The following is an 18,256-nucleotide window of genomic DNA, read 5'->3' on the forward strand; positions in this document are numbered from 1 at the left end:
AGATCCGGCAACAGAAAGCTGCCGGCTGATTCGGGCGGTTTGTTGGCGTATCAGCCGATCAGCAAGGCGTCGTCGTCGAGCGTCTCGCCGCGCATCTTGCGGAACATGTCGATCAGGTCTTCGACCTGCAGGTTCTTGCGGTTGTCGCCGGCGACATCAAGCACGATCTCTCCGCCATGCAGCATCACCGTGCGGTGGCCGAAATCGAGCGCCTGGCGCATCGAATGCGTCACCATCAGCGTCGTCAGCTTGCGTTCGGAAACGATTTTTTGCGTCAGCTTCATGATGAACTCGGCCATGCCCGGATCGAGCGCCGCCGTATGTTCGTCGAGCAACAGCACCTCCGAACCGGCCAGCGTCGCCATCACCAGCGACACGGCCTGCCGCTGGCCGCCGGAGAGCAGGTCCATGCGGTCGCGCATGCGGTTTTCGAGACCGAGATTGAGTTCGGCAATCCGTTCGCGAAAATGCTCGCGACGCTTCGTGCCAAGCGCAGCGCTCAGGCCGCGCTTCTCGCCGCGGCGGGCGGCCAGCGCCAGGTTTTCCTCGATCGACAGGGCACCGCAGCTGCCGGTCAGCGGATCCTGGAAAACGCGGGCAACGAGGCCGGCGCGGCTGGCGGTTGCCACTTTGGTCACATCCGTCGAGCCGATCAGCACCTGGCCTTCGCTCGCCAGCACATCGCCAGCGAGCACGCCGAGCAGTGTCGACTTGCCGGCGCCGTTCGAACCGATGACGGTGACAAAGGAACCCTGCTCGATGGTCAGGCTGACGCCGTTCAACGCCTGCTTCTGCAGCGGCGTACCCTTGCCGAAGACGACCTTGATATCCTTGAGCGCGATCATGCGGCACCTCCACGGCGCAGGCGGGGGAGAATAAGGGCGATCGTTACCAGCAACGCCGTAACGAAATTGAGGTCGGAGGCCTGCAGCCCGAGCACATCGCTCGACAGAGCGAACTGGATGGCGATGCGATAGAGGATCGAGCCGAGCACGCAGCCGATCAACGCCAGAAGGATGGCGCGGGCGCCGAGCAGCGTCTCGCCGATGATGACCGCCGCCAATCCGACGACGATGGTGCCGACACCGGATGTGACGTCCGCAAACCCGTTGGTCTGGGCAAACAATGCGCCGCCAAGCGCCACCAGCGCATTGGAGATCGCCATGCCGAGATAGATCTGCCGGCTGGTGGACACACCCTGTGCCCGCGCCATGCGCGCATTGGCGCCGGTCGCACGCATCGCCAGGCCGGCATCGCTTTCGAGAAAGCGCCAGACGACGATCAGCGCGACAACGACGAGGATGCCGACGAACAGCGGCCGCACGTAAAAATCACGCAAGCCCAGGCCGAAGAACGGGCTGATCATCGTATCGGCATTAATCAGCGCCACGTTCGGCTTGCCCATGACACGCAGGTTGACCGAAAACAGCGCGATCATGGTGAGGATCGAGGCGAGCAGGTTGAGAATGCGGAACCGGACATTGAGCAGCGCCGTGACCATGCCCGCGGCCGCACCTGCCACCATGGCAACCGCCGCGGCCACCCAGGCATTGACGCCGGCGATGATCAGCACCGCCGTCACGGCAGCGCCGAGCGGGAAGGACCCATCGACCGTCAGATCGGGAAAATCGAGCACCCGGAAGGCAAGATAGACGCCGAGGGCAACGAAGGCGTAAACCAGCCCCAGCTCCACGGCTCCCCAAAAAGCGATCACACTCACGGTTTTCGGCCCTTTTCTCTGGCCCGCCCTCCGGCGGGACACCTCGTTATAATAGACGAACCGCCCTCATTGTCATGAGGGCGGCCGGTCGTGACAGTCAGGATGGCGCGGGGCGCCTTATTCGATGGTGCGCGTGGCGCGCTTGACGACGCTTTCCGGCAGGGTAACGCCCATCTTGGAAGCGGCGGTCTTGTTGATGACCAGATCGCTGCCGGCTGCAACCTTCACGGCGATATCGCCGGGGTTTTCACCCTTGAGGATGCGCACGACGACTTCGCCGGTCTGCTTGCCAACATCGCGGTAGTTGAAGCCGAGAGCGGCGATCGAGCCGCGCGAAACCGAATCCGTATCGGCGGTGAACAGCGGCAGCTTGGCTTCCTCGGCAACGGCAACTGCACCTTCGAGCGCAGAGATGATCGTGTTGTCGGTCGGGATGTAGATGGCATCGGCACGGCCGACCAGCGCGCGGGCAGCACCCTGGACTTCAGCCGACTTGGTGGCGGCGGATTCAACGACCGTCAGGCCGGCTTTTTCGGCCTCGACCTTCAGGACGGCGAGCAGCGACACCGAGTTGGCTTCGCCGGAATTGTAGAGGTAGCCGATCGACTTGGCGTTCGGCAGGATTTCCTTGATCAGCGCCACGTGCTCGGCAACCGGCGACATGTCCGAAAGGCCGGTGACATTGCCGCCCGGCTTGTCCATGTCCTTGACCAGCTGCGCGCCGAGCGGATCGGAAACGGCGGTGAAGACGACAGGAATGTCACGGGTGGAGGAAACGACGGCCTGCGCCGACGGCGTCGAGATCGGAACGATGACATCGGGGCCGTCGCCGGCGAACTGGCGAGCGATCTGGGCGGCGGTGGCCGGGTTGCCCTGGGCCGACTGGTAAACGAAGGTCAGGTTTTCACCTTCCTTGTAGCCAGCCGCTTCCAGCGCTTCCTTGACGCCGTCGCGGGCGGCGTCAAGCGCCGGATGTTCAACGATTGCCGTCACGGCAACGGTGACGTTTTCGGCGCTGGCCGGCAGGGTGAGTGCCAGGCTGGCAGCAAAAGCGAGCAGAGTTGAACGCATAATGTCCTCCGAGAGTAAATTTTAGGCGCGTTTTAGGGAGGACGTGCCTAAAAATCAATCGCTCGGCGGTTCTTGACCGATCAAACTTGTTGATCAGTCGTCCTCGCCATGGTTGGCAATCATCATCGCCTCGAAAGCCAGACGCTCGGTCTTGCGCATGCGTTCGGATTCAGACTTCAGCTGACCACAGGCGGCGAGGATGTCGCGGCCACGCGGCGTGCGGATCGGCGAGGCGTAACCGGCGGCATTGATGAAATCGGCGAATTTCTCGATCGTCGCCCAGTCGGAACACTGGTAGTTGGTGCCCGGCCAGGGGTTGAACGGGATAAGGTTGATCTTCGCCGGAATGCCCTTGAGCAGCTGGATCAGGCCCTTGGCATCCTCCAGGCTGTCGTTGACATCCTTCAGCATCACATATTCGAAGGTGATGCGGCGGGCGTTCGACAGGCCGGGATAGGCGCGGCAGGCCTCGATCAGGTCCTTCAGCGGATATTTCTTGTTGATCGGCACCAGCATGTCGCGCAGATCGTCACGCACCGCATGCAGCGAGATCGCCAGCATAACGCCGATCTCTTCGCCGGTGCGGTAGATTTCCGGCACGACGCCGGAGGTCGACAGCGTGATGCGGCGCTTGGAGAGCGACAGGCCGTCGCCATCAGAGGCGATCAGCAGCGCCGTCTTCACCGGCTCGAAATTGTAGAGCGGCTCGCCCATGCCCATCATGACGATGTTGGTGATCTTGCGGCCTTCGGCCGGAATGATGGCACCCTGCGGCGTGTCGCGGTCCGGGAAATCGCCGAGCCGGTCGCGGGCAAGTAACAGCTGCGAGAGGATTTCTTCCGCCGTCAGGTTGCGCACCAGCTTCTGCGTGCCGGTGTGGCAGAAGGAACAGGTCAGCGAACAGCCGACCTGGCTGGAGATGCACAGCGTGCCGCGGCCCTCTTCCGGAATATAGACGGTTTCGACCTCCACCGGCCGGCCAGCGCCGCGCGGTGGGAAGCGCAACAGCCACTTGCGGGTACCGTCGTTGGAAACCTGCTCTTCGACGATCTCCGGGCGAGCGATGGTGAAATGCGTTTTCAGCATTTCGCGCATGTCCTTGGCGATGTTGGCCATCGCGTCGAAATCGGACACGCCGCGGATATACAGCCAGTGCCAGATCTGGCTGACGCGCATGCGCACCTGCTTTTCCGGAATGCCCTTTTCCCTCAGTGCCTCGGCCATGTCCTCGCGCGTCAAGCCGATCAGCGACGGTTTGACGGCGAAATCGGCGGGCCGGAGCGGCAGCGGCGCTTTCACCGGCGGGCGGACGATCGTCGTTTCAGTGGCATCCATGATAAACACAATCCCAGGGTCTCAATAGCTGCACCCCGCCGAGACGTTTATCCGGCAAGCACAGGCTGAATGAAAAGAAAATGGGGCGGACGGGCCGTATGCCGGCCGTGAGGCGTTCGCCCAGGTTGGCTGCGCTTTAGCATTAATTTGCGACCGCGTCACCCACCGGCTGCAAAAACAGTAAAGGCCGGTCAAAGACCAGCCTCTACCTCAGGACTTTCAGGCGAAAAGCTTACTTGCAGCTTTCGATCTGCTTCAGCGCCGCCGAGATGCCCTGCAGGGAATAGGCGTAGCTGGTGCCTGTGCCCTTGCGGGAGGTCGCCTTGACCGTCATCGTCTTGCCGGTCTTCATCGCCATGACGAGGGCCGGCTCTTCGGCAGCGTTCTCGACCCAGGCCGCACGCTCCTTGACGAACATGACGAAGGTCTTGTTGTCGATGATGACGTTGACCTTGGAATTCTCCTTCATGACGTAGCCCATCATGGCCTGCGGCTCATAGGAGATGTTCTGTCCCGGGCGCTGCGACACGATGAAGAAGATATCGCCGTGATCGACGTTCGCCGGCTCCTTCGTGGTCGGTACGGACAGAACGTAACAGACATTGCTGTTGCCTGATTTGTAGGAATAGGCGCCCCACGCCTTGAACTGCTGGATCCGGGTCGGAGATTGAGCAGAGGCAATGCCAGCGCTGGCCAAAATCAGGATAAGTGCGGTTGTGAAACTTCTTACGAACATGTTTTCCTGCCGGTTTTCTTGCCATCAATCGCCGGCCGACGAAGCGGCCAGGCTAAACGTGCTCATGATCTCATTCGTTTTGACTTAATTCAGGTTACCAAACCGTCAACAAGGAAGAGAAAGCCGTTGGAAATGTGCCGCTCCGGGTCGATGACCGGCCGTTTTTGGTCGATTTTAAGACTTATCGGCTGAGTTTGACCCGAAAGACACGCATCCCGTGGGATTTATGACACAAAGAATCAGGCAAGAGTTTGTCGGATGGGACACCCTCCGCCTGCCTATCACGACGAGTTGAGCGTTTCGTCACTCCGACTGGTCGGCGAGCGCCCGGTCGGCGGACTGGTAGTGCCGCTCATGGATATGGCCGCGGATCATCGCCAGCGCCGTGCTCAGCACCGCGATATCGTCGGAAAACCCGACAACGGCCAGAATGTCCGGCACCAGGTCCGCAGGCATGATGAAATAGCCCAGCGCCGCAAGCAGGACGCCGCGCACCCGCGTCGGCGTCTGCGGATCGATGGCACAATAAAAACTCGCCACAACGTCGCGGCCGAAGGGCACATGGCGCACGGCGCGCCGAAATTTCGGCCAGAATTTTGCCCTGACCGTCTTTTCACGCCTTTCCTGCGTCTTCTCGTCGCCGGGCAGGAGAATTTCACCAAATTTGATGTCGTCCGTCGTCACGCTCGCGCCTCCAGAGTCTGCGCACCCAATATGGGGGGCAGTGCCCGAAAATTCAATCGGCGCGGCGGGCGGCCGCCTTGTCCATGAGCAAAGCCAGCTTGAAATCGAGTTCGCTCAGCCCCTTCACGGAATGCGTGTTCAGCGTGACATCGACACGCGCATAGACGTTGAACCATTCGGGATGGTGATCGAGCTTTTCCGCGGCCAGCGCCATCTCGCTCATGAAACCGAAAGCTTCGGCGAAATTGCGGAACTTGAAGCTGCGGGTGATCGCCCCGCCGTCTTCGCGCAGTGTCCAGCCGGTCACGGTTTCAAGCTTTTCGGCAATGGCCTCCGGCGTCAGCTTCTCCTGCTTCATCGCATCCTCCTCGACAGGCAGGCAGGTTACGGCAAACGGAGCGCGTTCGAAACCGCCTAGATGAAACTCTTCTCGACGACGCGTTGGCCGACCGGGCTGGAAGCGACAGGCGCCTCACGCAACTGGAAAACCTCTTCGGTGAGGTAAGGCCCGCCGCCCACCGAGTCGCGCGACGACAGGAGAACGAAGCGGCAGACGGTGAAGGGAACGGTGTGGAAATCGCCGCGGCCGGCGAGGTAATGCACGACGTCATCGACACGCGACGACTTCAGCCGCGCCAGCGTCACATGCGGGGTAAACTTGCGCGGATCCGGCGGCAGGCCGATGCGCTGGCAGATCCGCTCGATTTCCGCCTGCAGCGCAAACATTTCGGGAGCCGGCGAAACACCGGCCCACACCGAATGCGGTTTCTTACCGCCGAACGAGCCGATACCATTGATACCGAGCTGGAATTCCGGCCGGTCGATGCGATCAAGCCGATCGACAACCTCGTCTGCAGTGCGTCCATCCACGTCGCCGATGAAGCGCAAGGTGATGTGGTAATTCTCCACATCGATCCAGCGCGCTCCGGGCAGGCCTCCACGCAAAAGGGAAAGGCTCATGGCCGCATTGCGCGGAATTTCGAGGGCGGTAAACAGTCTCGGCATGGCGAGCTCCCCGAATCTTGTGCAGATGCTCACAGCGAATCACGCAATGAAAATCGGCGCAACCCCTATTTTGTTCCGGAAGAAATCATATCCACGAAAGCCTTAACGACCGGCAACGAGCGTTCGACCATGACGCCGACGCCATCGGCATTGGGATGCATGCCGTCTTCCAGCTGCAGTTTGGCTTGGGTCACGACACCATCGATGAACAGCGGGTAGAGCGGTACGCCATGTTTCTCCGCCAGCCGTGTGTAGATCGGATCGAACTTCGCCGCATAGTCGCCGCCCATGTTCGGCGGTGCCAGCATGCCGGCGAGCAGCACGGCGATGCCGCGCTCCTTGAGCCGGCTAATGATCGCATCGAGATTCTTTTCCGTTTCTTCCGGCGGGATGCCGCGCAGCGCATCGTTGGCGCCGAGTTCGAGGATGACGCCATCGGTTCCATCCGGCACCGACCAGTCGACGCGCGCCAGGCCCGCGGAGGTGGTGTCGCCGGAAACGCCGGCATTGGTGATGACGATATCGACGCCTTGCGCCTTCAGGGCGGCCTCAAGCCGGGCGGGATAGGCATCGTTGGGCGGCAACTGGTAACCGGCCATCAGGCTGTCGCCGAAGCCGACAAGCTGGAGCGTGCGGGCCGCGGCCGGCGTGACGCCAACGGCAAAAACCATGGCCAGCATGATGACGATGAAGTGAATGCGCCCGGCTTTAAATCTCATGACCCTTTTCCTAAATTGGCGGAGACCATGGCCGGCCCGCGCGTGCGTTCTGCATTCTTCCCATCACCCATATAGGAAACGTTTCTTTTGACAAAAACCATCATCGAGCTGAAGAAAGCCGATTTGACCCTGGGCCGCGACGCCGCTTCGGTCCATGTGCTCAAGAGCATAGATCTCAGCATCGATGAAGGCGAGGCTGTCGGCATCGTCGGCCCTTCAGGCTCCGGCAAATCGACGCTGCTGATGGTGCTTGCCGGCCTGGAACGGCTGGACAAGGGCGAAATCCACATCCGCAACACGCCGCTGCACACGCTCGGTGAGGATGCGCTGGCCGATTTCCGCGGCCGCAACATCGGCATCGTCTTCCAGTCCTTCCACCTGATCGCCAACATGACGGCGCTGGAAAACGTCGCCGTGCCGCTAGAACTGGCGAATGTGCGCAATCCGTTCGATATTGCCCGGCAAGAGTTGCAATCGGTCGGCCTCGGCGAACGCTTGAGCCACTATCCCGGCCAGCTCTCCGGCGGCGAGCAACAGCGCGTCGCCATCGCCCGGGCGCTGGCGCCATCGCCGGCGGTGCTGATCGCCGACGAGCCGACCGGCAACCTCGACACGGAAACCGGCCGGCAGATCGCCGACCTGCTGTTTTCCAAGCAGCAGGAACGCGGCATGACCTTGGTGCTCGTCACCCACGACGTATCGCTGGCCGCCCGCTGCTCGCGGCAGATCCGCGTCCGCTCCGGCGAGATCGCCGGCGACAGCCGCAACCAGCCGGCCGAACAAGCGGCCTTCGCATGAGTTCGCTGCGCTCCCGCCTCTCCCTCGCTTTCCGCCTGGCCCTGCGCGAATTGCGCGGCGGCCTTTCGGGCTTTTACATCTTTCTCGCCTGCATCGCGCTCGGAACGGCGGCGATTGCGGCGGTGAATTCCGTTTCGAGATCGATCACCGATTCGATCGCCTCCGAAGGCCGCACGTTGCTGGCCGCCGACGTGCGTTTCGAACTCAACAACCGTGAAGCAACGCCGCAGGAACTCGCTTACGTCCAGAGCTTCGGCGACGTGGCGATCTCGGCTGGCCTGCGCTCCATGGCCCGCCTGCCCGGCGGTGCTGACCAGGCACTGGTCGAGGTGAAAGCCGTCGACGACATCTATCCGCTCTACGGCACTTTCGAGACCAACGAGGGCAGCGCCCTTTGGCCGCTTCTGGCGCAACAGCAGGACGGTCGCTATGGCGCCGTCGCCGCTCCGCTGCTGCTCGACCGGCTCGGCCTGAAGGCCGGCGACGAGATCCTGCTCGGCAATGCGCGGCTGACGATAGCCGCCACCGTCAAGAGCGAACCCGACGCCATCTCGGAAGGTTTCGGCTTCGCGCCGCGCCTGATCGTCAGCCATGAGGCGCTCGTCGCCTCCGGCCTGATGCAGACCGGCAGCCTGGTCGAACACGTCTACAAGGTCCGTCTCAAGGCCGGCTCGCCGCCGGCTGCCGGCATCCAGCAGGACGCCGCGCAAAAATTCCCCGATGCCGGCTGGTCGATCCGCGCCAGCGACCGCGCCGCGCCGGCGCTGAGCGACAACGTCACCCGGTTCTCGCAGTTCCTGACGCTGGTCGGCTTGACCGCGCTGATCGTCGGCGGCGTCGGCGTCGCCAATGCCGTGCGCGCCTTCCTCGATTCCAAACGCACCACCATCGCCACCTTCAAGTGCCTGGGCGCACCGGCCTTCGTGGTGGTGGCGATCTACCTGTTCCAGATTCTGCTGATCGCGCTGGCCGGTATCGGCATCGGCCTCGTCGTCGGCGCACTGGCGCCGATGGCTGTGGCACCGTTCCTGGCCAACTTCCTGCCGATTTCGGCAGCCCCCGCCATCTATCCCGGCCCGCTGGCGCTCGCAGCCCTGTTTGGCCTGCTGACGACGCTCGCCTTCGCCATCCTGCCGCTCGGCCATGCACGCGAAGTGCCGGCAACCGCGCTGTTCCGCGAACAGGGCTTCGAGCCGACCCGCCTGCCCTCCTGGCCCTACCTGCTGGCGACGGGCGTCATTCTCGCAGCCCTTGCGGCGCTGGTGATCCTGACCGCCTTCGATCGCTTCGTCGCCGCCGTCTTCCTCGCCGCCGTCGCCTTCGGTTTCGTGCTGTTGCGGCTCGTCGCCGGGGTGGTGGCGGCGATTGCCCGACGCAGCCCACGCGTCAACTCGCCGGCGCTCAGGCTGGCGATCGGCAACATCCACCGCCCCGGCGCGCTGACATCCTCGGTCGTGCTATCGCTCGGGCTGGGGCTTGCCCTGCTCGTGACGCTGACGCTGATCGACGGCAACCTGCGACGCGAACTCACCGGCAACCTGCCGGAACGGGCGCCGAACTTCTTTTTCGTCGACATCCAGGGCAGCGAGGTCGAGGGTTTCCGCCAGATCGTCAGCCAGCAAGCGCCGGAAGGCAAGGTCACCGAAGTGCCGATGCTGCGCGGCCGCATCCTCGCCTTCAACGGCCAGGACGTCACCAAGATGGACGTGCCGCCGAACGGCCGCTGGGTGCTGCGCGGCGACCGCGGCATCACCTATTCCGAAGCCCTGCCCGAGAACGCCAAGCTGACCGCCGGCGAATGGTGGGCACCGGACTATGCCGGCGAACCGCTGGTCTCCTTCTCCGCCGAGGAGGCGGGCGAACTCGGCTTGAAGATCGGCGACACCGTCACCGTCAACGTGCTCGGCCGCAGCCTCACCGCCCGCATCGCCAACCTGCGCCAGGTGGAATGGGAATCGCTGTCGATCAATTTCGTCATGGTCTTCTCGCCCAACACCTTCAAGGGCGCGCCGCATGCCTGGCTGGCGACGCTGACGGATGCGACGGCAACGCCGGCGCAGGAAGCCGCCATCCTGAAAGCCGTGACCAACGCCTATCCGACGATCACCAGCGTCCGCGTCAAGGATGCGCTGGAGATCGTCGACAAGCTGGTCGGGCAGTTGGCAACCGCCATCCGCGCCGCTGCCGCCGTGGCGCTGGTTGCCTCAGTGCTGGTGCTCGCCGGCGCGCTCGCCGCCGGCAACCGGGCGCGCACCCACGACGCGGTGATCCTGAAAACGCTCGGCGCCACCCGCGCCATGCTGATCCGCGCCTTCTCCTACGAATACATGATTCTCGGCCTGGCGACGGCGGTGTTCGCGCTGTTTGCCGGCGGCGTCTCCGCCTGGTACGTGGTGAGCCGGATCATGAAACTGCCCTCCGCCTTCCTCGCCGACGTTGCCGTGACGACTCTGGTCATCGCGCTGGTGATGACCGTCGGCATCGGCCTGGCCGGCACCTGGCGCGTGCTGGGGCAGAAGGCAGCACCTGTGCTGCGTGAATTGTGAGCGGACACCCGCGCGTTAACCAACTACCGTAAATCCGCACCCCTCACCCAGCCTGCCGGCATTTCCGGCAGGCTGGGTCTTGTAAGCAACACAAAGTCACATCATATTCTTTTCAGGCATGCTGAGGCTTCGCAGCGGCGCCCGGGATCTCCCGACACCGTAAATTCTCCGGAGCTTTCGTAAGAGGAAACAATGGCTGATCTTCGTAACTACCAGAACCGGTCGACCTATTCGGGCGCGCAATCCGGTGCTCTGATTGATGAGGGCCTGCGCGCCTATATGCTCAAGGTCTACAACCTGATGGCGCTTGGCCTGGCGATCACGGGCGCGGCTGCCTACGGCACCTTCGCGCTGGCGGTTTCGAACCCCGCCTTTGCCCAGCTGATCTTCATCTCGCCGCTGAAGTGGGTGGTCATGCTCGCTCCGGTCGGCCTGGTGTTCTTCCTGAGCTACCGCATCCACAAGATGTCCGTTGCCGCCGCACAGACGACGTTCTGGATCTATGCCGCGCTGATGGGCCTGTCGCTGTCGTCGATCTTCCTGGTCTATACCGGCCAGAGCATCGTGCAGACGTTCTTCATCACCGCTGCCGCCTTCGGCGGACTGTCGCTCTATGGTTATACGACCAAGCGCAGCCTGTCGGGCATGGGTTCGTTCCTGATCATGGGCCTGTTCGGCTTGATCATCGCCTCGATCGTCAACATCTTCCTGCAGTCCTCTGCCGTGCAGTTCGCCATCTCGGCGATCGGTGTTCTGGTCTTCGCTGGCCTGACCGCCTACGACACGCAGCGGATCAAGGACATGTATTTCGACCAGGACGACGTTTCCGTGATGGGCCGCAAGGCGATCATGGGCGCCCTGCAGCTCTACCTCGACTTCATCAACCTCTTCCTGTTCCTGCTGCAGCTGTTCGGCAACCGCAACAACTAAGCGGAATGGAAATCGAGACGAAGAAGGCGGTCCTCACGGGCCGCCTTTTTTCATGACCTGTGACAAACCGGATGATAGGAAAAAGCATCTTCCCTCCGGACCCGGAACAATGCCCTTCTCCATCCGAAACGCCACGATCGCCGATCTCGCCGCCATCACCACCATCTACGAGGAGGCCGTCGTCAACGGCGTTGCGAGCTATGAACTCGATCCGCCGTCGCTGGCGGAGATGACGAAACGCTTCGAAGCGATCACCGGCAACGGCTATCCTTATACGGTGGCGCAGGAGGATGACGGCACGATCCTCGGCTACGCCTATGCCTCGGCGTTTCGCACGCGGCCGGCCTATCGCTGGCTGGTAGAGGATTGCATCTATCTGGCTCCGGAAGCGCGTGGCAAAGGTGTCGGCAAGGCATTGCTCGAAGACCTTGTCCGCCGGTGTCAGACCCTCGGCTTCCGCCGCATGGTCGCCGTCATCGGCGGCGCCAGCCCGGCATCGATCGCCGTACATCGCAGCTGCGGTTTCGAGGATGGAGGCGTCCTGAAGGGGACCGGCTTCAAGCATGGCCGCTGGCTCGACACGGTCCTGATGCAGCGGAGCCTCGGCGAAGGAACCGAAAGCACGCCCGAACTGGACCTCTATCCGGGCACGCTTTATCCGTCGTGACCGGCGAATCGGCCGCTCACTTGTCGACGAGTTTCAGCGCCTTGTCGAAAACCTTGAGAACCTGGGAGAGTTCATGTCCGCGCTTCAGCACCATACCGTTGGTGTTGACGACGGAAAAGGCGCCCTGCTTGGCCGCCAGCTTCGGGTTCTTTTCGATGCGGTAGAGCGGCATTTCCCCGGACCGCTTGAACACGGAAAAGACCGCTTTTTCCTTCAAGTGATCAATGGCATAGTCGCGCCACTCCCCTTCGCCGACCATACGGCCGTAGATCCAGAGGATCGCATCCAGCTCGCGCCGATGAAACGTCACCGGCAAGGGATCGAGATTTTGCCGATATTCGCGAAGATCGATAACAACGGAACCTGAACTGTCGATAGATCTGTTTTCGCCGTAGGACAAATCCGGCTGATCAGTCATGGACACTCCTCGATCCCTGTGAATGTAACAGCGCCATGACAGTGTGCCTCAGCTTTATCAAAATGCAAGCCTGAGGAGGGCGCAACCCTTCGCGCAGGCTAGGGCGATATGCCGCATTCCGGACAAACCCATGCCCAATTTCACTGGAATGATGTTTTCCGTGGCGGCGAGATCCGTCAGCTTTCAGACCCGGCCCGGCACCGTCAACCCCTGCCCCATCCCCGACGATGCCGGGCCGGATGCGATTTGCGGAGACCGTCCGATCAGCGTGATGCTGCAGACAGCATGGTCGCACCATAAATGGCTGCGGGATCACCCTTTGCGCTGGCCGATTGCAACAGGATGGCGCAGCCGTCGCGCCGCTCGGTGCCGATGACATTGGCGGGAAGAACGATCCGCAGAGGCATGCCTTCCCACATTCCGACTGTCTGCACGTCGGTCACCGTATGCCAGTAAGTGATTTCCCGACCGGTGTTTTCGCCCTTCTCGACCTTGATGACCTGTTCCTTGTCGAAATAGGCGATGACCACATTGGCCTTACCCGTGCCGGGGCCGATATTGATCTCCAGTTCGTCACCGCGCACGGCCGCCTCGACACCGACGGTGAGGCCTTCACCTTTGGATTTCAGGCCATCGAGCTTGGCATTGATTGCCTGTAGATCCGTGCCCTTCATATGGGCACGGCCATTGACGATCGCCTGCGGCGTGTAGACGTTGGCCCGACCAAGTGTCCGGGCATAGGCATATTGCCGGTCGGTATTTTCCTTGGAACTCATCGTGTCTTTCCAGCCAAGATAGTTCCAGTAATCGACGTGATAGGCGATCGCCACGACATCGCCTTGCCGGATCAACTTCTCCAGCGCCGCGTCGGCCGGCGGACAGGACGAGCAGCCCTGCGAGGTGAACAGTTCGACAACGCCCTTCGGTTTGACCGCTTCCTCGGCGCAGATCGGCGCCGTCACAGTGACGCCGAGCACCAGACAGGAAACGAAACGCACAACGGGCATCAGTTCACACCTCTTCCTTTAACATCGCCGCCCGGCTGGAGCGGCAATGCTTCAAACGTCGGTCATAACGCAAAATCGTTTCCGATCCGCAAAGCCACCCTGCTTTGGCGATCGGACGGGCCGCAGCCCAATCTCGGCGGTAGAACTACAACGTTGCTCCATCACCGGGAAGTCACGATGGGGTGATACTGCACATATGAAACAATTCTGCCGGGAAGTTTCCTCCCCGGCAGCAAAAGGCGAAATTTTCTTCTCGAAAGGCTTATGCCGCGAGGTCGCGCAGAACGGTCTGCAGGATGCCGCCATTGTTCATGTAGGTCACTTCATCGAGGGTATCGATGCGGCAAAGGATCGGAACGTCCTTCACGGTGCCATCGGCATAAGTGATCTTGGCAACCTTCTTCTCGCGCGGCTTGATGTCGCCTTCGAGGCCGTCGATCTCGACGATCTCGTCACCCTTGAGGTCGAGGCTGGCCCAGGTCGTGCCTTCCTCGAAGACGAAGGGAACGACACCCATGCCGACCAGGTTCGAGCGGTGGATACGCTCGAAGGACTGGGCGATGACGGCGCGGACGCCGAGCAGGTTGGTGCCCTTGGCAGCCCAGTCACGCGACGAACCGTTGCCGTATTCGACGCCGGCGAAGATGACGAGCGGAACGCCCTCGGCCTTGTACTTCATGGCCGCGTCGTAGATCGACATCTCTTCCTTCGACGGATAGTGGATGGTGAAGCCACCTTCCTTGCCGTTCGGGCCGAGCATGTGGTTGCGGATGCGGATGTTGGCGAACGTGCCGCGCATCATCACTTCATGGTTGCCGCGGCGCGTGCCGTACTGGTTGAAGTCGGCAACCGCGACACCGTTGCCGGTGAGGTAGGCACCCGCAGGCGAAGCTGCCTTGATCGAACCGGCCGGCGAGATGTGGTCGGTGGTGATCTTGTCGCCGAAAAGACCGAGGACGCGGGCGCCCTTGATGTTCTTCAGGCCGGAACCGGTCTTGCCCATGCCGACGAAGTAAGGCGGGTTCTGCACGTAGGTCGACTTGTCGTCCCAGGCATAGGTCTGACCGGCGGGAACCTGAACGGCCTGCCAGTTTTCGTCGCCCTTGAACACGTCGGCATACTTGGTTTCGTAGAGTTCGCGCGTGACGTATTTCAGGATGAATTCCTGGATCTCGTGCGAGGTCGGCCAGATGTCCTTGAGGTAGACCGGGTTGCCGTCCTGATCGTTGCCGATCGGCTCCTTGGTCAGGTCCTTCTGCACCGTGCCGGCCAGCGCGTAGGCGACAACCAGCGGCGGCGAAGCAAGGTAGTTCGCCTGGACATCAGGCGAGATACGGCCTTCGAAGTTGCGGTTGCCCGACAGCACGCCGGCGGTGATCAGGCCCTTGTCGTTGATCGTCTTGGAGATCGGCGCCGGCAGCGGACCGGAGTTGCCGATGCAGGTGGTGCAACCGAAACCGACGAGGTTGAAGCCGAGCTTGTCGAGGTCGGCCTGCAGGCCGGACTTGGCGAGGTACTCACCGACAACCTGAGATCCCGGCGCCAGAGACGTCTTTACCCACGGCGCCGACTTCAGGCCCTTGGCGACCGCATTGCGGGCGAGCAGGCCGGCAGCGATCAGCACCGACGGGTTGGAGGTGTTGGTGCAGGAGGTGATGGCGGCAATCGCCACGTCGCCATGGCCGAGATCGAAGCTTTCGCCTTCGACGGCATAACGGTTGGTGAGCTGGCCGGGCTTCTTGTAGTCGTTTTCGAGCGCAGTCGCGAAGTTCGGCGCAATGGTTTCGAGCGGCAGTCGGCCTTCCGGACGCTTCGGGCCGGCCATCGACGGCACGACGTCGCCGAGGTCGAGTTCCAGCGTGTCGGTGAAGACGAGGTCGGAACCGTCGCCGTCGCGCCACATGCCCTGGGCCTTCGAATAGGCTTCGACCAGCGCGATCCGGTCGGTCTTGCGGCCGGACATGGTGAGGTAGTTGATGGTTTCGCCGTCGACCGGGAAGAAGCCGCAGGTGGCGCCGTATTCCGGACCCATGTTGCCGATGGTGGCGCGGTCGGCAAGCGACATCGAATCGAGGCCGGGGCCGAAGAATTCGACGAACTTCGAAACGACGCCCTTCTTGCGCAACATCTGCACGACGGTCAGAACCAGGTCGGTCGCCGTGACGCCTTCCTTGACCTTGCCGGTGAGCTTGAAGCCGATGACCTCGGGCAGAAGCATCGAGACCGGCTGGCCAAGCATGGCCGCTTCGGCTTCGATACCACCGACGCCCCAGCCCAGAACGCCGAGGCCGTTGATCATCGTGGTGTGCGAATCGGTGCCGACACAGGTGTCGGGATAAGCGATGGTTTCGCCGTCTTCTTCCTTGGTCCAGACGGTCTGGCCGAGATATTCGAGGTTCACCTGGTGACAGATGCCGGTGCCGGGCGGCACGACGCGGAAGTTTTTGAACGCCTGCTGGCCCCACTTCAGGAAGCGGTAACGCTCGCCGTTGCGCTCATATTCGAGCTCGACGTTGCGGGCAAAGGCGTTCGGCGTGCCGAACTCGTCGACGATGACCGAGTGGTCGATGACGAGATCGACGGGCACCAGCGGATTGATCTTTTCCGGATCGCCGCCGAGCGCCTTGATGCCGTCACGCATGGCCGCGAGGTCGACGACGGCGGGAACGCCGGTGAAGTCCTGCATCAGCACGCGGGCCGGACGGTAGGCGATTTCGTTTTCAGCCGTACCCTTGTCGACCAGCCAACCGGCAATGTTTTCGATATCGGCCTTGGTGACCGAGCGGCCGTCTTCGTTGCGGAGCAAATTCTCCAGCAGCACCTTCATCGAGTAAGGAAGCTTGGAAACGCCGGCAAGGCCGTTGGCTTCCGCTTTCGGGAGGCTGAAATAGACATAGTCCTTGCCGCCCACCGTGAGCGTGGACCGACAATTGAAACTGTCGAGAGATTGAGACACGAGAGACCCCGTTTCTGATTGCCAACACAGTCGTGCGAACGCCCATGCACTTCATGCACATCAGGATGCGGGTACGGCCATTTCCGCTGTCCGCACGTGGGAATTGCTGCCCGCAATCCCCGAAGTTCGGCGGAAGGATGAAGATCACGCCGACCGCTGGCGTGGTTGCAAGTCTTATAGATAATTTCTAAGAAAGGTTCCAGACCACTGAGAGCCGGTTTGGGACATTTTTTGCAACGCAATGACTAAAATCCTAACGAAAGCGACGAGGCATGCTTCTGACCGCCGAAAGCCTTGCCGCGCGGCGCGGTGAAGACCTGATATTCGTTAATGTTTCCTTTCGCTTAGGCAGAGGTGAAGCGCTGGTTCTGACCGGCCCGAACGGCTCGGGAAAATCGACGCTGCTGCGCGTCATTGCAGGGCTTCTGCCGGCGGAACGCGGCCATGTTTCGATTGCCGGCGAAGGGGTCGAAACCGGCAGCCGGCCCGGCGAATTCAGCCATTATCTCGGCCATCGCAATGCCATGAAAAAAGAGCTGACCGTGGGCGAAAACCTGCGTTTCTGGCAGGCCTTTCTCGGAGATGCACCGGGAGGCAGCAGCACCACGATCGAGGAGGCCGCCGAAACCGTCGGCCTCGGCGGCATCACCCATCTGCCCTTCGGATATCTGTCCGCCGGCCAGCAACGGCGATTCGCCATCGCCAAGCTGCTCGTCGCCTATCGGCCGATCTGGATCCTTGACGAGCCGACCGCCGCGCTCGATGCCAGCGCCGACCGGATGTTTGCCGATCTCGTCACCCGCCACCTCGCATCCGGCGGCATCGCGCTCGCCGCCACGCACCAGCCGCTCGGGCTGGAAGGCGCGCAACAATTGCAGATGACCGGTTTTGCCGGTGTTGGTGCGGAGGTCTGGGCGTGAAGGAGGCAACGGATCTGCAGGCAAGGCGCCATGCCGCCTCTTCCTCCCCGCGGCCCGTTGCAAGGGTGACACAATGATCGCCCTCTTCCTCCGCGACATAAAACTGTCGATTCGTGCCGGCGGCGGTGCCTTGATCGGCGTGCTGTTCTTCATGACCATCGTCGCCGTCATTCCCTTCGGCGTCGGGCCGGATCTCAACCTGCTCGCCCGCATCGGCCCGGCGATCGTCTGGATCGGCGCACTGCTTTCGGCCCTTCTCGGCCTCGACCGGCTGTTCCAGGCAGAGCGCGAGGATGGCTCGCTCGATCTTCTGCTGATGCACGAGACGCCGCTGGTGGCGACCGTCGCCGTCAAATGCCTGGCCCACTGGGTGGGAACCAGCCTTCCCCTGGTGATCGCCTCCCCCCTGCTCGGCTTGTTCATGAACATGGACGAGGTGGCGATCGGCGCCGTGATGCTGACGCTGGTCGTCGGTTCGCCGGCGATCACCTTCATCGGTGCGGTCGGGGCGGCGGTGGCGGTGGCCTTGCCGCGCGGCGGATTGCTGGTGTCGATCCTCGTCCTGCCGCTGACGGTGCCGGTGCTGATCTTCGGCGTCAGCGCCACCTATGCCGCGGTTCAGGAACCGGCACCCTTCCTGCCGCCCTTCCTTATTCTGGTCGCCATTACCCTGTTCTTTGCAGCCCTTGGCCCGGCGGCAGCGGCGCTTGCTCTGCGCAACAGTTCCGATTGACCAAGATCAAT

General features: G+C 62.3%; 18 protein-coding genes. 6 read left to right on the top strand and 12 right to left on the bottom strand.

Annotated features, from left to right (window positions below; all coding sequences use genetic code 11):
- Positions 1-50: 50 nt before the first annotated feature.
- From ACSQ3I_RS08590 to ACSQ3I_RS08630, 9 genes are all read right to left on the bottom strand, one after another.
- A complete protein-coding gene (locus ACSQ3I_RS08590; RefSeq protein ID WP_435997906.1) occupies positions 51-845 on the bottom strand; it encodes an ABC transporter ATP-binding protein in 795 nt (264 codons plus the stop codon).
- Positions 842-1,720, bottom strand: coding sequence for an ABC transporter permease (locus ACSQ3I_RS08595; RefSeq protein ID WP_435997908.1), 879 nt, complete (start codon positions 1,718-1,720; stop codon positions 842-844). The genes ACSQ3I_RS08590 and ACSQ3I_RS08595 overlap by 4 nt, the downstream gene beginning before the upstream one ends.
- Positions 1,721-1,837: 117 nt before the next feature.
- A complete protein-coding gene (locus ACSQ3I_RS08600; RefSeq protein ID WP_435997910.1) occupies positions 1,838-2,791 on the bottom strand; it encodes an ABC transporter substrate-binding protein in 954 nt (317 codons plus the stop codon).
- A gap of 93 nt (positions 2,792-2,884) precedes the next feature.
- Positions 2,885-4,126 (bottom strand): 23S rRNA (adenine(2503)-C(2))-methyltransferase RlmN, encoded by a 1,242-nt coding sequence (gene rlmN / locus ACSQ3I_RS08605; RefSeq protein ID WP_435997912.1) that lies wholly within the window; start codon positions 4,124-4,126, stop codon positions 2,885-2,887.
- 232 nt (positions 4,127-4,358) lie between these two features.
- Positions 4,359-4,862, bottom strand: coding sequence for an invasion associated locus B family protein (locus ACSQ3I_RS08610; RefSeq protein WP_435997913.1), 504 nt, complete (start codon positions 4,860-4,862; stop codon positions 4,359-4,361).
- Between the two features lie 303 nt (positions 4,863-5,165).
- Positions 5,166-5,546, bottom strand: coding sequence for a YkvA family protein (locus ACSQ3I_RS08615; protein WP_435997915.1), 381 nt, complete (start codon positions 5,544-5,546; stop codon positions 5,166-5,168).
- A gap of 52 nt (positions 5,547-5,598) precedes the next feature.
- Positions 5,599-5,904: a 4a-hydroxytetrahydrobiopterin dehydratase gene (locus ACSQ3I_RS08620; protein WP_435997917.1), complete on the bottom strand. Its 306-nt coding sequence runs from the start codon at positions 5,902-5,904 to the stop codon at positions 5,599-5,601.
- A gap of 56 nt (positions 5,905-5,960) precedes the next feature.
- A complete protein-coding gene (gene thpR / locus ACSQ3I_RS08625; RefSeq protein WP_435997919.1) occupies positions 5,961-6,551 on the bottom strand; it encodes an RNA 2',3'-cyclic phosphodiesterase in 591 nt (196 codons plus the stop codon).
- A 65-nt stretch (positions 6,552-6,616) separates the two neighbouring features.
- Positions 6,617-7,270 (bottom strand): arylesterase, encoded by a 654-nt coding sequence (locus ACSQ3I_RS08630; RefSeq protein WP_435997920.1) that lies wholly within the window; start codon positions 7,268-7,270, stop codon positions 6,617-6,619.
- 87 nt (positions 7,271-7,357) lie between these two features.
- On the opposite strand from ACSQ3I_RS08630, the gene ACSQ3I_RS08635 reads away from it, so the two are divergent.
- From ACSQ3I_RS08635 to ACSQ3I_RS08650, 4 genes are all read left to right on the top strand, one after another.
- Positions 7,358-8,068, top strand: a complete 711-nt coding sequence (locus ACSQ3I_RS08635) for an ABC transporter ATP-binding protein (RefSeq protein WP_435997922.1) — start codon at positions 7,358-7,360, stop codon at positions 8,066-8,068.
- Positions 8,065-10,614, top strand: a complete 2,550-nt coding sequence (locus ACSQ3I_RS08640) for an ABC transporter permease (protein WP_435997924.1) — start codon at positions 8,065-8,067, stop codon at positions 10,612-10,614. Before ACSQ3I_RS08635 ends, ACSQ3I_RS08640 begins: the two co-directional genes overlap by 4 nt.
- Before the next feature lie 192 nt (positions 10,615-10,806).
- Positions 10,807-11,544: a Bax inhibitor-1/YccA family protein gene (locus ACSQ3I_RS08645; protein WP_435997926.1), complete on the top strand. Its 738-nt coding sequence runs from the start codon at positions 10,807-10,809 to the stop codon at positions 11,542-11,544.
- Positions 11,545-11,653: 109 nt separating this feature from the next.
- Positions 11,654-12,211, top strand: coding sequence for an N-acetyltransferase family protein (locus ACSQ3I_RS08650; protein WP_435997928.1), 558 nt, complete (start codon positions 11,654-11,656; stop codon positions 12,209-12,211).
- A 16-nt stretch (positions 12,212-12,227) separates the two neighbouring features.
- Here the strand turns inward: ACSQ3I_RS08650 and ACSQ3I_RS08655 are convergent, their stop codons facing one another.
- The 3 genes from ACSQ3I_RS08655 to acnA form a co-directional block, all read right to left on the bottom strand.
- A complete protein-coding gene (locus ACSQ3I_RS08655) occupies positions 12,228-12,629 on the bottom strand; it encodes a DUF2794 domain-containing protein (RefSeq protein WP_435997930.1) in 402 nt (133 codons plus the stop codon).
- A 263-nt stretch (positions 12,630-12,892) separates the two neighbouring features.
- Positions 12,893-13,636, bottom strand: coding sequence for a DUF1223 domain-containing protein (locus ACSQ3I_RS08660; RefSeq protein WP_435997932.1), 744 nt, complete (start codon positions 13,634-13,636; stop codon positions 12,893-12,895).
- 262 nt (positions 13,637-13,898) lie between these two features.
- A complete protein-coding gene (gene acnA, locus ACSQ3I_RS08665; protein ID WP_435997934.1) occupies positions 13,899-16,592 on the bottom strand; it encodes an aconitate hydratase AcnA in 2,694 nt (897 codons plus the stop codon).
- Positions 16,593-16,864: 272 nt separating this feature from the next.
- On the opposite strand from acnA, the gene ccmA reads away from it, so the two are divergent.
- A complete protein-coding gene (ccmA, locus tag ACSQ3I_RS08670; protein ID WP_435997936.1) occupies positions 16,865-17,512 on the top strand; it encodes a heme ABC exporter ATP-binding protein CcmA in 648 nt (215 codons plus the stop codon).
- Between the two features lie 73 nt (positions 17,513-17,585).
- A complete protein-coding gene (gene ccmB, locus ACSQ3I_RS08675) occupies positions 17,586-18,245 on the top strand; it encodes a heme exporter protein CcmB (protein ID WP_435997938.1) in 660 nt (219 codons plus the stop codon).
- Positions 18,246-18,256: the final 11 nt, after the last annotated feature.

The sequence above is a fragment of the Rhizobium sp. LjRoot30 genome (assembly GCF_964253915.1).
Lineage (GTDB): Bacteria > Pseudomonadota > Alphaproteobacteria > Rhizobiales > Rhizobiaceae > Metarhizobium.

Coding starts and splice junctions, on each gene's coding strand:
- ACSQ3I_RS08590 (WP_435997906.1), bottom strand. CDS start 845: ATGATCGCGCTCAAGGATATCAAGGTCGTCTTCGGCAAGGGTACGCCG.
- ACSQ3I_RS08655 (WP_435997930.1), bottom strand. CDS start 12,629: ATGACTGATCAGCCGGATTTGTCCTACGGCGAAAACAGATCTATCGAC.
- ACSQ3I_RS08660 (WP_435997932.1), bottom strand. CDS start 13,636: ATGCCCGTTGTGCGTTTCGTTTCCTGTCTGGTGCTCGGCGTCACTGTG.
- thpR (WP_435997919.1), bottom strand. CDS start 6,551: ATGCCGAGACTGTTTACCGCCCTCGAAATTCCGCGCAATGCGGCCATG.
- ACSQ3I_RS08610 (WP_435997913.1), bottom strand. CDS start 4,862: ATGTTCGTAAGAAGTTTCACAACCGCACTTATCCTGATTTTGGCCAGC.
- ACSQ3I_RS08630 (WP_435997920.1), bottom strand. CDS start 7,270: ATGAGATTTAAAGCCGGGCGCATTCACTTCATCGTCATCATGCTGGCC.
- ACSQ3I_RS08600 (WP_435997910.1), bottom strand. CDS start 2,791: ATGCGTTCAACTCTGCTCGCTTTTGCTGCCAGCCTGGCACTCACCCTG.
- rlmN (WP_435997912.1), bottom strand. CDS start 4,126: ATGGATGCCACTGAAACGACGATCGTCCGCCCGCCGGTGAAAGCGCCG.
- ccmB (WP_435997938.1), top strand. CDS start 17,586: ATGATCGCCCTCTTCCTCCGCGACATAAAACTGTCGATTCGTGCCGGC.
- ACSQ3I_RS08650 (WP_435997928.1), top strand. CDS start 11,654: ATGCCCTTCTCCATCCGAAACGCCACGATCGCCGATCTCGCCGCCATC.
- ccmA (WP_435997936.1), top strand. CDS start 16,865: ATGCTTCTGACCGCCGAAAGCCTTGCCGCGCGGCGCGGTGAAGACCTG.
- ACSQ3I_RS08620 (WP_435997917.1), bottom strand. CDS start 5,904: ATGAAGCAGGAGAAGCTGACGCCGGAGGCCATTGCCGAAAAGCTTGAA.
- ACSQ3I_RS08645 (WP_435997926.1), top strand. CDS start 10,807: ATGGCTGATCTTCGTAACTACCAGAACCGGTCGACCTATTCGGGCGCG.
- ACSQ3I_RS08640 (WP_435997924.1), top strand. CDS start 8,065: ATGAGTTCGCTGCGCTCCCGCCTCTCCCTCGCTTTCCGCCTGGCCCTG.